The sequence below is a fragment of the Bacillus cereus group sp. MYBK220-1 genome, assembly GCF_051916445.1.
In the GTDB taxonomy this organism is placed as follows: Bacteria; Bacillota; Bacilli; order Bacillales; family Bacillaceae_G; genus Bacillus_A; species Bacillus_A cereus.
In genome coordinates, this window is record NZ_JBQAGQ010000004.1 from 348,569 (window position 1) to 364,174 (window position 15,606).

The following is a 15,606-nucleotide window of genomic DNA, read 5'->3' on the forward strand; positions in this document are numbered from 1 at the left end:
TATGAATAAAAATTCTAACCGTGTTCAATATAAAGATTTCAGTGTATGGCAGAATTTTTATGACATCTCAAGACAGGAAGAGTATTGGAAGAGGGAATTCGCTGGTGAAATTGCTAGGGTGGATTTGAAGACGGATTTCCTCCGTCCTCAAATCCAGTCTTTCAGGGGAGACAATGTTGTAGCAAAGGTAAAGGAGCCATTAAGCTCAGGGGTTAAAAATCTAGCCCTAAAGCATGGTGCTACTGAATTTATGGTTACCCTATCTGTGTTCATTTTATTATTAGCCAAATATAGTCGCCAAAAGGATATTATTGTAGGAACTACCGTGTCAGGCCGAGTTCATGCAGATACTAAGGGTATGTTGGGGATGTTTGTCAATACTCTGGTGATCAAGGGAGAAGTTAGTCCGGATGAGACCTTTGAGCATTTGATATTAGCTGTGAAGGAGAAGTGTCTGCAGGCTTATGATAACCAAGAATACCAATTTGAAGATTTAGTTGAAGCCGTAGAGAAGAAAAGAGATCTCTCAAGAAATCCAATTTTTGATTTTATGTTCGGATTAAAAGAAAAGAAAAAACCGACGGAAATGCAAGGCCTATTGGGCGGAAAAAGTGCATTCATTAAAAGAAATGTCTCAAAGTTTGACTTATCCGTTCTGGTTGAATGTATGCCAGAAGGGTATGAGATAGATTTTGAGTATTGCACAGATTTATTCAAACAAGAAACGATTGAATATATGGCAAGGCATTATGTAACGCTGCTTGAGGAAGCCATAACACATCCAGGCAAAAAACTTAAAGATCTGCATATGCTTGATCTCAGAGAACAAGAGAAGATCTTGGTTGATTTCAATGCAACGAATGTAGAATACTCTCGAGAACAAACAGCTGTCAGCTTATTTGAGAATCAGGTAGAGAAAACAGCAGGAAATATTGCACTTAAATTTGATGATAATAAGATGACATATGCCGAGCTGAATGAAAGAGCAAATCAGTTGGCGCGAACTCTTCGGGATTTAGGAGTGGCTCCAAACGATCTAGTGGCTCTAGTGACAGAACGCAGCATGGAAATGATTGTAGGGATATTAGCCATCATCAAGGCAGGGGGAGCTTATGTACCCATCAATCCTGAATATCCAGATAATAGAATTCACTATATGCTGGAGGACAGTAGTCCAAAGATTGTATTGACGTATAAGAATAAGCTGCCAGGGAAGGTAGAGATACCAGTATTAGATTTAGAAGATGAGAATAATTATGCTAATGAAACGGACAATCTTTTGCACGTTAACAGGTCTAATGATTTAGTGTATTGTATCTACACCTCGGGTACAACTGGAAATCCTAAAGGAGTTTTAATTGAACATCGAAATGTGGTCAATATGTGGGTCACATATCAGGAGACATTTGCACTAAGCGACAAGGATACGGTGCTGCAATTTGCAAATATATCTTTTGACCAAGCGGTGGGAGATATCTTCCCTGCACTATGCAATGGTGCGGCATTATGCATTGTACCAAAACATTTAACCTATGATATGGAGCAACTACAAAAATATATCGATCGAAATAATGTTACAACAGCTTCATTGACACCTAAGTTAATAGACGGGTTGTGTGTTGACGCATTACCGACGCTTCGTTTGCTGGAGTCAGGTGGAGAGGCAGGTAGTCTAGAAAGCTTAAAAAAATGGGCGGAAAGAGTAGAAGTGCTTAACACATATGGGCCTACGGAGTCTACTGTAAATGCAACTAGTTTTAGAGTGAATACAGACTCTACTTCAATTTCCATTGGACGTCCGATTGCAAATACAAAGGTATATCTTCTAAATGAAATGGAGCTATGCGGGATTGGAATACCTGGTGAGTTGTGTATTGCAGGAGATGGTTTAGCAAGAGGTTATTTAAATCAGCCAGAATTGACAGATAAGAAGTTTATTAAGAATCCCTTCGGTGAAGGAAAACTGTACCGTACAGGAGATTTAGCACGTTGGCAGCCAGATGGAAATATAGAGTATTTAGGTCGAATAGATGAACAAGTGAAAGTCCGTGGTTACAGGATAGAGTTAGGTGAAATTGAAAGTGTATTAAGAAAGCAGAGTAATATTGCAGATGCTGTCGTTATTGTAAAAGAAGTTGGAAATGATGATATTCTCTGTGCATATCTCATTGCAGAAAAGGGGCAGGAACTAAGTATACCCCAAATTAAAGAAGCGGTAAGAGAAGAAGTAACAGAGTATATGATTCCTGCCTTTATGATCCAGATCGATGAATTTCCAATAACCATAAATGGGAAGCTGGATAAAACTAGGCTGCCAGAGCCAGATATGTTAGAAAGTTTGAACTACGTACCACCAAGTAATAAGACGGAGCAGGCAATCGTAGATGTATTTGGGGAAATTCTAGGAATATCTCCAGTCGGCATAGAGGATAGTTTCTTTGAACTGGGAGGACATTCGTTAAAAGCGACGGCAGCCATTAATGCCATCGAGAAGAAGACAGGGATTCGTTTGCCAGTCAAAGATATATTTAGTTCACCAACTCCTGTCATGTTGGCGAGAAAGATTGAGGCCGCGGGAGAAGGCGAATATAGTCCAATACCACAAGCAGAACAGAGAGAAGCTTATCCAGCATCCTCTACACAGAAACGATTGTTTATTCTGGATCAGATGGAAGGCAACAGTACTGCATATAACATGGCGTCAGCGCTAGAAGTAACGGGTAACCTTGATTTAGAAAAAATACAACAAGCCATAGATCGTCTGATTAAGCGTCATGAGTCGCTGCGAACAAGTTTTGTAATGACCGAAGAAGGAGCATATCAAGTCATTGCAGACGAGGTATTCTACCAAGTGGAATATGAAGAGACCGACAGCTACAGTGACGCTGACAGGGAACAATTTGTACGCCCGTTTGACATCGGAACAGCACCGCTCATGCGTTTTAAAGTAGTCAAAGAAAGAAATCAGAACAACTATATTTTACTATTTGATATGCACCATATTATTTCCGATCATCAGACGCTAAATATATTAATCGAAGATTTCTCACGATTGTATAACGGTGAAGAATTACAACCACTTGAAATCCAATACAAGGATTATAGTGAATGGATGCGTGGCAGAAACCTGGAGAGTCAGAGAAACTATTGGAAAGAAGTATTCAAAGAAGAGGCACCGGTTTTGGATTTGGTGACGGACTATCCACGTCCCAAAATCCAAAGTTACAAAGGAGCCCAAGTGTCTGTTCAGCTTAGCCGAGAGCAGAAAGCTGGCATTCAAAATATAAATAAACAACAGGGAACGACAGATTACATGACCTTACTGGCTGTATTTATGATAGAACTGCATAAATACAGCAGGCAACAAGATATCGTGGTAGGAACACCCATCTCAGGCCGAGTGCATCAGGACACCGAGACAATAGCCGGCATGTTTGTCAATACGCTGGCAATGAGAGGGTATCCAAGGGCTGAAAAAACGTTCTTAGAATTTTTAAGCGAGATCAAAGAGTTGGCATTGAATGCATATGAGAATCAAGAATACCCGTTTGAAGAATTGGTAGAGGAAGTAGAAGTACGCCGTGATCTGTCACGCAATCCGCTGTTTGACGTGATGTTTACCATGCAGAATAACGAGGAAATCCATCTTGCGATGGGCGAAGCACAGGTAGAGATGCTGGGCATTCCTTTCATTGATGCCAAATTTGATTTGGATTTACAAGCTACAGCGTATGAAGAGGGGTACGCTTTAGATCTGGTATATTGCAGTGATTTATTTACCGAGACTTCAGCACAGGTCATACTGGAGCATTTTAAGGTGTTGCTGGACAGGGTGATTGCTAACCCTGAAATGAAATTGTCTGAACTCCACATGGTCAGTGAGGTAGAGCAACAAAGAATATTAACCGCTTTCAATGATACACATACGGAGTATGCACAGAATCATACGGTAGTAGAGTTATTCGAGACACATACAGAACAGACACCCGAGAAGACGGTAATCGAATACGAAACGGGAGTACTTAGTTATGGAGAAGTAAATCGAAAGGCAAATGCATTGGCATGGGAACTGATTTCGTTAGGTGTCCAGCCCAATGATAGAGTTGCCATCATGACTTCACTGGAAGTGGAAACGATTATTGGAATTTTAGGCGTGCTAAAGAGTGGAGCCTCCTATGTACCGATTGATCCAGCGTTTCCGAAGGAACGAATAGAGCATATCTTAAACGATGCAGCACCCAAGGTCATTTTAACAAGAGAGAAGAATCTGGAAACAGAAATCCCATTCATCTCTATGAATCTTGAAGATCTGGGTGAGAAGGAGAAAAATCCAGAGCGTGCTGTTGAAAAAAGTGACATAGCCTATGTGATTTACACATCAGGAACGACAGGAAAGCCCAAAGGTGTGGCGGTGACACGAGGCAATCTGGATCATTACTTGTCGTATGCAGATCAAGAATACCAGAAGGAAGCTTGTACGACGGTATTAATTACAAGCTTAAGTTTCGACCTTTCCGTAACGTCCTTGTTCTTACCGCTGATTAGTGGTGGATCTCTTCTATTAAAGGGAGGAGACGCGGAGGAAAGGCTGCGTGCAGCATTCAAAGATAACAGGGTAACCTTCCTTAAACTTACCCCTTCCCATCTAAAAATGCTGGAAACCTATGCAGACGGCGTAGATGTCCCAAATTTAGAAGCGCTAATTGTCGGTGGAGAGGAGTTCACCACAGATACGGCGTGGAAAACGCAGAAGCTATTAGGAGACAGGGTCAAGATTCATAACGAATATGGCCCTACAGAGACTACCGTAGGATGCTGTGACTATGTCTATTCCAGCGAAAAAGATAAGGGTTTAAGTGTAGGAATCGGACATCCCATTGCCAATATGCAGCTTTATATACTGAATGAGATGGAGTTATGTGATGTAGGCGTTCCTGGTGAGCTATGCATCGCAGGAGACGGAGTAGCCAAAGGCTATCTAAACCAGCCTGAATTAACAGCGGAGAAGTTTATCGACAATCCATATGGCGAAGGGAAGTTATACCGCTCTGGAGATTTGGCGAGATGGCTGCCTAACGGAGAGATGGAATACCTGGGAAGAATAGATGAACAGGTTAAAATCCGAGGATATCGGATCGAGTTGTACGAGATCGAGAGCGTTCTAAGGAATCAGCCGGGTATATCAAATGCGGCAGTCATTGCGTTGGAAACGAGAGGTGGCAAGAGCTTATGCGCATACCTAGTAGCGACAGACGGAACTCAGCAACTGGACATTTCTAAAATCAGGGGTGGGCTGAGAAAAGAACTGCCGGATTATATGATACCAGCATTCATGATGCAGATTGAGACAATACCACTGAACCAGAACGGGAAGCTGGACAGGAAAGCATTGCCTGAACCGGATGTTTTGGCGGGACGTGAATATATAGCACCTAGAACTAAAAAAGAGCAAGCAGTAGTCGAGGTATACGAAGAGATTCTGGGCGTGTCACCCATCAGCATTGAAGACAGCTTCTTTGAACTGGGAGGAGACTCAATCAAAGCAATTAGGGTGGTTTCAAAGTTGCGGCAACAAGGCTATGAACTTTCTGTTGCGGATTTAATGAATCAACAGACAGCAAGGCTGATCTGTGAAAATATGAAGGTGAGCAAAGTAAGTCAAGTGTATGAACAAGGAGAAGTCAATGGGGAAATTCCATTAATTCCGATACAACATGAATTTTTCAGCAAGAATCATGCGGTTTCAGGTCATTTCAATCAAGCGTTAATGTTAAAAAGTAAGGAAAGGTTTTATGTACCTTACTTGAAAGAGGCAATTGCTGAGGTCGTTAAACATCATGATGTGCTGAGGAATGTGTACCACGGACAGCGTCAAATCACGCTACCGATAGAAAAAAGCAAGTTGTACGACTGGTACGAGAATGATTATACCAACACAGAAGATGTAGCGAAAGAGATAAAGTGTGCAAGTAACAAAATACAGGCAAGCATAGATCTTGCGGAAGGCCCTCTGGTGAAAATAGGGTTGTTCCATACAGATAGTAGTGATCATTTACTGATCTGTGTACACCATCTGGTAATAGATGGAGTGTCATGGAGGATTATACTGGCAGATTTGTTTACCGGATATCGGCAGATGCAGGAAACGGGGAAAATCACATTGCCAAAGAAAACTGCTTCGTTCAAAGACTGGGCGGAGGCTCTGACGCAATATGCTGAGAGTGAAACACTCTTGGATGAGGCTGAATATTGGGGGAATATAGCAAAAAAATCGGAGAACACCGAGGCACTGAGCATTGGAACAGCGAGTGGCCGATACAAAACCAAAGTAGTGGAAATTAATTCTGAAACGACGAGGAAGTTGCTGTTTGAAGCAGGGAAGACATACGGAACAGAAATAAATGACTTACTATTGGCATCACTGGCAGTTGCGGTAAATCGATGGAAAAACACAAAACAGATAACCATAGAAATGGAAGGGCACGGTAGAGAGGCAATAGATAAAGAGATAGCCATAGACCGCACGGTTGGATGGTTTACGAGTGTATATTATGTGGTCTTGAAGACAGGGGCAACGGTAGAAGAAACAATCATTGAGACAAAAGAAGCCTTGCGTCAGGTTCCAAACCACGGACTTGGATATGGGGTATTGAAACATCTGGGTAACAAGGAAATACTTAGTATGAGTGCGGAAATAATGTTCAATTATCTCGGAGCACTGGATAACGAACTTGATAGCTATGAAGGTATATCAATGTCGGAAATGTCATTAGGCCGAAATATATCTGAAAAAAATTCAGAAAAAACAGGACTGTCTCTGAATGGAGCTATTTTGAATGGGCGATTAAGATTTGATTTGACATATGATATGGGACTGTATGCAGAAGAAGACGTTCAGGCATTTGTGTTGGCTTATGAAAGAGCGATTACGGATGTTGTCGAGACGAGTTTATCAAAACAAGGTGTGGTAAAAACACCATCGGATTATGGAATACCCGATATGTCATATAGGGAATTGAAAGAACTTGCGGTGACTGGTGAAATTGAAAAAATATACGGAATGACGCCACTACAGGAAGGAATTTTATTCCATAAATTGTTTGATAAAAGTGCGACAAGCTATGTGCTGCAGACAGTACTTAATATCCATAAAAATCTCAATATGGAAAATATGAGGACAAGTCTTGATATTCTAGCAGGAAAATATGAGGTATTGCGGACGAAAATATTGACAGATAGGGCTGAAAGGCCTTTGCAGGTAGTCGTACGGGATCGGCCCATAGAACTCCGTGAAATCAATGTTTACAGTCTGGAAGAAAAAGAAGTGTTAAAGAAGGCGGATATCGCACGCGGGTTTGATTTAACAGAAGATAGCTTACTGCGGCTTACAGTTTTGCGTATGGGGGAAAACCAATGTACGCTTTTGTGGACAAAACATCACATCATTATGGATGGATGGTGTACGTCACTACTGTTTCGGGACTTTATCAAGTATTACGAGCTGATAAACGGTGGTGCCAGCAGGGTACAGATGGAAAAGCTGTTGGAAGCAGAAAAGAAACAAATTTTACCATACAGCGAGTATATCAGATGGTTTGAGAAACAAAACAAAAAAGAAGCTCTTATGTATTGGAACAGGTTGCTGGAAGATTACAACTCCGTGATAACAGTCCCACCGTTGGGAATCGAGAATAATCAAGAAGCTGAATCTCGACTTGAGGAATTGGCGGTGTCGGGAGAAACAACAAAGGCGATAGAGAAAATGGCTAGTCAACTGAATGTAACGGTAAGTACTGTGGTTGAGGCGGCATGGGGGCTGTTGTTACAGAAATATAATGGAGGCAGAGACGTTGTTTTTGGTAAGGTTGTCTCGGGAAGGAACGCTAATCTACTAGGGATTGATCAAGCGGTAGGGTTGTTCATTAATACAATTCCTTCGCGTATAACGAGTAAGGATGGGCAAACAGTGAGCGAACTACTCAAGGGGATGCAGGCACAGGCAATCAAGAGCATGAAATACGAGTACAGTTCACTGACAGAAATGCAGAGCAGTAGTAGGATTGGAAACAATTTGATACAAACGCTGTTTGTATTCGAGAATTATTATGTTGACAAATCGGCATATGACGGAATATCTGGATTTAATATAGAACTGGAGAGTGAAAGGGAGGAGGTCAATTATGATATATCCATGACTGCGTTTATACAGGGAACTTTACAACTTGCTGTAATGTATAATTCGGGGAAATATGCATTAGACGAGGTAAGATGCCTTCTTGTTCGGATGTCGACTTTGCTTAAAATAATGGCAGCTAACCCCGAAATGAAATTGTCTGATTTAAACATGGTCAGTGAGGAAGAACAACAAAGAATACTAACGGTTTTCAATAATACCCATACGGAGTATGCACAGCATCATACGGCAGTGGAACGATTCGAGAAACATGCGGAACAGACACCCGAGAAGACGGTAATCGAATACGAAACGGGAGTACTTCGTTATGGAGAAGTCAACCGCAAGGCCAATGCATTGGCATGGGAACTGATTTCGTTAGGTATTCAGCCCAATGATCGAGTGGCCATCATGACTACCCTGGAAGCGGAAACGATCATTGGCATTTTGGGCGTGCTAAAGAGTGGAGCCGCCTATGTCCCGATTGATCCAGCAACACCGAAGGAACGAATAGAGCATATCTTAAACGATGCAGCACCCAAGGTCATTTTAACAAGAGAGAAGACTATGGAAACGGAAGTCCCATTCATCTCGATGAATCTTGAAGATCTGGGTGAGAAGGAGACAAATCCAGCGTGTGCTGTTGAAAAAAGTGACATAGCCTATGTGATTTACACATCAGGAACGACAGGAAAGCCCAAAGGTGTGGCGGTGACACGAGGCAATCTGGATCATTACTTGTCGTATGCAGATCAAGAATACCAGAAGGAAGCTTGTACGACGGTATTAATTACAAGCTTAAGTTTCGACCTCTCAATAACTTCCTTGTATTTACCGCTTATCAGTGGTGGATGTCTTCTACTAAAGGGAGGAGACACGGAGGAAAGGTTAAGGGCAGCATTAAAAGATAACAGGGTAACCTTCCTGAAGCTTACCCCTTCTCATTTAAAGATGCTGGAAACTTATGCAGACGGCGTAGATGTACCGAATTTAGAAACACTGATTGTCGGTGGAGAAGAGTTAACAACAGATACTGCATGGAAAACGCAGAAGCTATTGGGAGACAGCGTAAAGATTCATAACGAATATGGCCCTACAGAGACTACCGTAGGATGCTGTGACTATGTCTATTCCAGCGAAAAAGATAAGGGTTTAAGTGTAGGAATCGGACATCCCATTGCCAATATACAGCTATATATACTGAATGAGATGGAGTTATGTGGCGTAGGGATTCCTGGTGAGCTATGCATCGCAGGAGACGGAGTAGCCAAAGGATATCTAAACCAGCCTGAATTAACAGCGGAGAAGTTTATCGACAATCCCTATGGAGAGGGGAAGTTATACCGCTCCGGAGATTTGGCGAGATGGCTGCCTAACGGGGATATAGAATACCTGGGAAGAATAGATGAGCAGGTTAAAATCCGAGGATATCGGATAGAGTTGTACGAGATAGAGAGCGTTCTAAGGAATCAGCCGGGTATATCAAATGCGGCAGTCATTGCGTTGGAAGCGAGAGGTGGCAAGAGCTTATGCGCATACCTAGTAGCGACAGACGGAACTCAGAAACTGGACATTTCTAAAATCAGGGATGGGCTGAGAAAAGAACTGCCGGATTATATGATACCAGCATTCATGATGCAGATTGAGACAATACCACTGAACCAGAACGGGAAGCTGAACAGGAAAGCATTGCCTGAACCGGATGTTTTGGCGGGACGTGAATATATAGCACCTAGAACTAAAAAAGAGCAAGCAGTAGTCGAGGTATACGAAGAGATTCTGGGCGTGTCACCCATCAGCATTGAAGACAGCTTCTTTGAACTGGGAGGAGACTCAATCAAAGCAATTAGGGTGGTTTCAAAGTTGCGGCAACAAGGCTATGAACTTTCTGTTGCGGATTTAATGAATCAACAGACAGCAAGGCTGATCTGTGAAAATATTAAGGAAGTAGCAAGAACTTCAGCGGATGTAACATATACCGATAATAATTGGCTTGAGGATAACCGTGACAGTGATTTGAGGATCGCCATCCAGAAGGAATTGAATCATTATGGAAACAATTATCTTAAAGCACGTTGTTTTTCAAATTGCCAATTACTAGCGGGTCAGGAAGTGTTTTTACGTCAAGATACTGAGGCTATCACTAACATAATAAGCATAGAAAGCAGTGCGAGAAGTGTTTATTTAGCAATAAAGAAGATAATTTCCATGCATGGTGCATTAAGAACAAAGCTCAATCAGAAAATGCGTTATTTAGAAGAATACGAATATACTGATGATTGGGAAATTCCAATTATGAAAGGTAGTTTAGGGTTATTATCTGTTGGAAATCTCCAAAAAATTGTTAATGAATTAGATTTTCTGGCAGATGGCAAGCTATTATCTAGATTTTTGATTTGTGAAATAGATGAGAATAATTGCTTGGTACTTAGCGCGATTCATCATCTTGTATGGGACGGATTTTCGCAAGATTTGTTACAGACTATGATTTATGAAGCTTTAACGAACAGATTTAACACGCAAAAAGAGTATTCTTATATAAATTATTGCAAAATAATTCAAAATCAAGTTAAGAGTTTAGAAATCTCTGGGGAGCAAGAGATGGAGATTGAAAAATATCTTGAAGTTGCTAAGAAGGCATCTAGGTTGAACTCTCGAAGAGATTCTAAAATAGTTACAAAAATTGATATAAAACTAAATGATTTACAAATCCAGAAATTTAACGAATATCCCAATGAAACAGCAATGGAATTCTTATCAGGGCTTATGTACAGTGATTTATTTGAAAAATTACCTAGAATACCATTTGCCATTATGGAACATAACAGAAACGATCTAAACAAGAAAATGTTGGGATTATCTTTAAATTTGGATTATTTTATATTTGATATTAATACCAAAACGCAAGCGCAAGTTCTATTAGCATTAGGCAAAAATAGTGTTGATAAACGTGCAATTACAGAGAAGCTGTTGCTCATATCGCAAAAGTATGGTGTTGATTACATGATAAATCTAATTCCAATCATTAACTATCAAGGAATACTTCATAAATATGCAAGTAAAGATAGCATATTATCAGAGGAGATTTCTTTAGAAACAATGGTTGTAGATGGTGAAGACCTCGGAGTTGGAATGCACTTTTACACTCATAACGATATTCTGAGTGCCCGTGTTTCGGGTATTACAATTGAAGAAGAGCTCCTTAAGGATGTCATGAAGAATATTTAATGATGCCGGATCATGTGCTTATGCTCGTGGCGACCCCATCCAAAATATCTGAAAGGGGAAAGTACGCTATATATTCGAGAGCAATAAGCACATGATCTAGCAATAAACAATTGGAGTGTTAATTAAACATGCTCTAATTGAAATTAGAAACAAGAAGAGGGCTTATAGTATGAATGAAAAAATTTCAAAAAGCATATACAAAAAGAATATAGGCTTATTTATTTTGTCCTGCTTACTTGGTATCATGACATCTATTCTGTTTATTGCATTGGCAATTATACTACAAAAGTTTATTGATTATTCTATTAATAAAGATATTGACAATATCATTAAGGTGACTACTGTTTCCGTTATTTTATTGCCTTTAGGTGCAGTGGGAATGTATGTGGGGTATGCTGTTAAAAATTTATATACAAAAAGGGCAACGTTAAACCTGAAAAATACCCTTGTTGAAAATATTTTGCGGTTAGATATGAGAAGTTTCAACAAGGAGAGTAATGGAACCTACATATCACGATTGTCAAATGATATAACGATAATTCAAAACGATTATATAAAAGGGACCGTGGAAATATTTGTTCAGCTAGCTATGCTTGTAGGTGGAGTGCTTGCGATGTTTATCATTAATTCATTCCTTGCATTGAGTATATTACTCACTTGTATCATTCCACTTGCAGTTTCGAGTATATTTAATAATCGTATGCAAAAAGCACAAGGTGAAGTGGCTGAGCAAAATAAAAATTATGTATCTTTCATTAAAGATATATTGTCTGGAAATCAGGTTGTTAAGAGCTTTAACATCGAAAAGGAGATTTTTGAAAGGGCAAAGGCAAAGGCGAACAAGCAGGAAAAAGCAAAAATGGTATACGAAAATCTGTTGTCACTCATTATGTCACTTACTGATATTTCAACTTTTCTTGTTGCTGTAGTCATATTTATTGTGGGTACTCAGCAGCTAATGAAAGGAGAAATTACAGTAGGAGAGATTATGGCTTTTATTCAATTGTTAAATTGCGTAACAGTTCCCATTAATAGACTCATAACCGGTTTTACCAAAAGGCAGGCCAGTCGGGCTTTATTAATGAATTTCAATAAAATTGGAGAGGCAAAAACGGATCAAACTCAAAGAATTGATATCCCTAAATTCAGTAATAAAATTTCTCTAAATGGGCTTTCGTTAAGCGTAGATGGGAAAAAAATTTTAGATGATATTAATTTTGAATTTGAATATGGAAAGTCTTATGCCATTGTAGGAACAAGTGGGAGTGGAAAGACAACCTTATTAAAGATGTTGACTGGGTTTTATGATGGGTATGAAGGAAATATCAGGTATGACGGGGTTGATCTTGAGAAAATAAGTGATCAGTCCATTTTCCAAAATGTTAGTTTTATTCATCAGGACTGTTTTATCTTTGATGATACGATTGAACAAAATATTAAATTGTTTCGTGAATGTGACACAGATGGGTTTGAGCAAGTAATAAAGAAGAGTATGTTACAGAAATTGATTCATGACAGAGGCGGCTTTGATGTATTATGTGGAGAAAATGGAATCCATTTTTCAGGTGGGGAAAAACAGAGAATTTCTATAGCAAGAGCACTCCTGAGAAAATCACCTATATTACTTATGGACGAGGCGACTTCAGCGTTGGACAATCAAACAGCTAGTGACCTTGAGTGTATGTTAAGTGAAATGCAGGGCATTACGAGAATTTCCATTACTCATAGGCTGGATGAATCAATTCTTAGTGGATATGATGAAATTGTCTTATTGAATAATGGGAAAATTGAAGAACACGGCACGTATCATAAATTAATGGAAGCCAAACAAAGATTTTATGCATTGAGTATGTTGAGTAGACATAATAATGATCTTTTAATAGAGAAAGGTATAACTAGTCTTGTATTTTAAATCTTGTATAAGATGAAAGGGGTGTCGTACGGATGGAGCAAATCGCAGTTGTTGGGTGTGGCGGAATGATTGGTGAAGTCATCTGTAAGAACTTATGTAAAGACTTTATTGTTAAGGGCGGACAGCGGCGTGAACCTACAGCATTAATGAACCTTAATAATTTTAACTACCAATTCCTGGATGTTTCTGACTGGGAGAACTTGATTGCGTTCTGTACTGATTGTACGGTTGTCATTAATTGTGCAGGGCCTGAATTTATAATTAAAGATAGAGTTGCTCAGGCAGCTATGGAAGTAGGAGCAAAATATGTCGATGCTTCCAATGCTTTATTATTGAGTCAGGAGCAAATAGAGCTTAAAGCTAACGGTGTAAATTACATAGGAGCTGGTTTTTGTCCTGGAATTACAGGTCTGCTATTAAAACGAGTAATAAATCATTTATTAGACGAAACGAAGTATGTGAATTGTTATATTGGTGGTGCGGAACATTATACGAAAACTTCTATCTCAGATATATTAATGAGTGGCCATAGTGTAATTGGAAAAACAGATTCTTATTGGAGTGATCATTGTGTTAAAACGGAAAATATAAATATGATGAAGAAAGAATTTGTACCTGAAGTGGATGTCCCTGTCTATAAGAAACCGTATTTAAGTCAAGAGATCATTGATATTCTGGAAGTTAGTTCGGTACAAGAACTCCACTGGTACAATATAGCAGCAAATGATAATATTTTTCGTTTAGCAATGCAATTTTATCAAATGCAACTTGAGTCTTCGGTTGAAGAAGCCCTGAAAAAACTAGACATTAGTTTAGAGGAGCAACCTAAAGAGGAATGGATAGCTTTAGTCATTGATGCTACAGGAGTGAAAAATGGAAAGGATGTTAGGTGCAGATTGAATTTACAAATGGAAACGAGTTCAGAGTTAACGGGTACAGTGGCTGCTGAAATCGCCCGACAAGTTATTTCAAGTAATAGACCTAATGGTACCTACTGGGCTTATGAAGTACTTCCTATAGATTTTATGAATCAATATGTTTTTTCTAATAAGCATGATTTTTATGAGGAAAAGTATGTTGAAATAAAGAAATGATATGACTAGGTTACATGGAGTACATCCGATATTTATTGGATAGGGGGAGTACATTATAAAAAAGCTTTTACTTAAGAGATTACCGTTGATTTCACTTGGAGTTATAGCTTACATACTGACAAAATACGCGCAGAACCATCAGGATTGGGCGGAAAAATACAGTAGGTCTGTATATCCGTTATTGTCAAAAATAGTAGGATTTGTACCTTCTTGGGTCAAGTTTTCTGTTAGTGAATGGCTCGTCGTGTTGGTTGTGTTACTTTTTCTATTTTATATCGTTTATTATGTGCGCAAGGTTATCATGAGTAAAGGTGTACGTAGGATGGTAGTTTATCGTGGTGCTCTAGGAATAGTTACGATCTGTAGCGTGATATATTTTTGTTATACTATTTTGGGTGGAATAAACTATCACAGATATTCTTTTTTGTCTTATACCGAATATAAAGAAGAGAACTACAGCAAGGAGGAACTGGTCAAATTGAGTAAGTCGCTTGCCGTTGAAATGGAATTGGCAAGGGAAAAGTTAGCGGACACTGATCTTTTGGCTCAAGTACCAGAGGCTTTTGATTATTATGCACAACACGCAGTGTTCTCGATGCAAATGTTATCAAAGGAATATCCTATTTTGGAGCATTCTTTATACTCAACACCAAAACCAGTTGTGATGTCAAAGCTAATGTCGCATGCAGGGATAAATGGTATCTTTGTCCCTTTTACTTATGAATCCAATATCAATGTTAATGTGCCCGTTTTCTTGGTGCCTGTTACTATGGCACATGAATTGGCACATCAGAGTGGTTTCATGCATGAGGATGAGGCAAATTTTATAGCATATCTGGCATGTAAGCAGCAGGATGATCCAATGATACTTTACAGTGGTTTTTTTCTAGCATTTGATTATTCTATATCTGAGCTAAAGAAAGTGGATCCAGATCAGGCGTCTGATATAATGTCCAGTCTGTCCAAGGCGGTGCAGCATGATATAGAACAAAATGAGCAGTACCGGGATAAGTATGAGGGTGTTATTTCAAGTATTTCAAGAAATGTAAATGATGTATATCTGAAGGCAAATAATCAGACAGACGGTTTGAATAGCTATAGTGATATGGTGAATTTGTTGCTGGCAGAGCAGCGAGAGATAGAGAAGTACAATTAAATGTATCTTGAATACTTATAGGTTTATATAGTAATGATAGTGG

The 15,606-nt window shown here is 39.5% G+C and carries 4 protein-coding genes; all 4 read left to right on the top strand.

Annotation, left to right across the window (positions count from 1 at the left end):
• Nucleotide 1 precedes the first annotated feature (1 nt).
• The 4 genes from ACTFRU_RS19230 (at nt 2) to ACTFRU_RS19245 (ending at nt 15,563) form a co-directional block, all read left to right on the top strand.
• Entirely contained in the window at nt 2-11,401 is an 11,400-nt protein-coding gene (locus ACTFRU_RS19230; RefSeq protein ID WP_440037758.1) for an amino acid adenylation domain-containing protein, read from the top strand.
• A gap of 169 nt (nt 11,402-11,570) precedes the next feature.
• Complete coding sequence (locus tag ACTFRU_RS19235) at nt 11,571-13,313, top strand: ABC transporter ATP-binding protein (protein WP_290102027.1); 1,743 nt, start codon at nt 11,571-11,573, stop codon at nt 13,311-13,313.
• 32 nt (nt 13,314-13,345) lie between these two features.
• Nucleotides 13,346-14,407, top strand: coding sequence for a saccharopine dehydrogenase NADP-binding domain-containing protein (locus ACTFRU_RS19240; protein WP_000434926.1), 1,062 nt, complete (start codon nt 13,346-13,348; stop codon nt 14,405-14,407).
• Nucleotides 14,408-14,492: 85 nt separating this feature from the next.
• A complete protein-coding gene (locus ACTFRU_RS19245; RefSeq protein WP_353938248.1) occupies nt 14,493-15,563 on the top strand; it encodes a DUF3810 domain-containing protein in 1,071 nt (356 codons plus the stop codon).
• Nucleotides 15,564-15,606 lie beyond the last annotated feature (43 nt).

Coding starts and splice junctions, on each gene's coding strand:
- ACTFRU_RS19230 (WP_440037758.1), top strand. CDS start 2: ATGAATAAAAATTCTAACCGTGTTCAATATAAAGATTTCAGTGTATGG.
- ACTFRU_RS19235 (WP_290102027.1), top strand. CDS start 11,571: ATGAATGAAAAAATTTCAAAAAGCATATACAAAAAGAATATAGGCTTA.
- ACTFRU_RS19240 (WP_000434926.1), top strand. CDS start 13,346: ATGGAGCAAATCGCAGTTGTTGGGTGTGGCGGAATGATTGGTGAAGTC.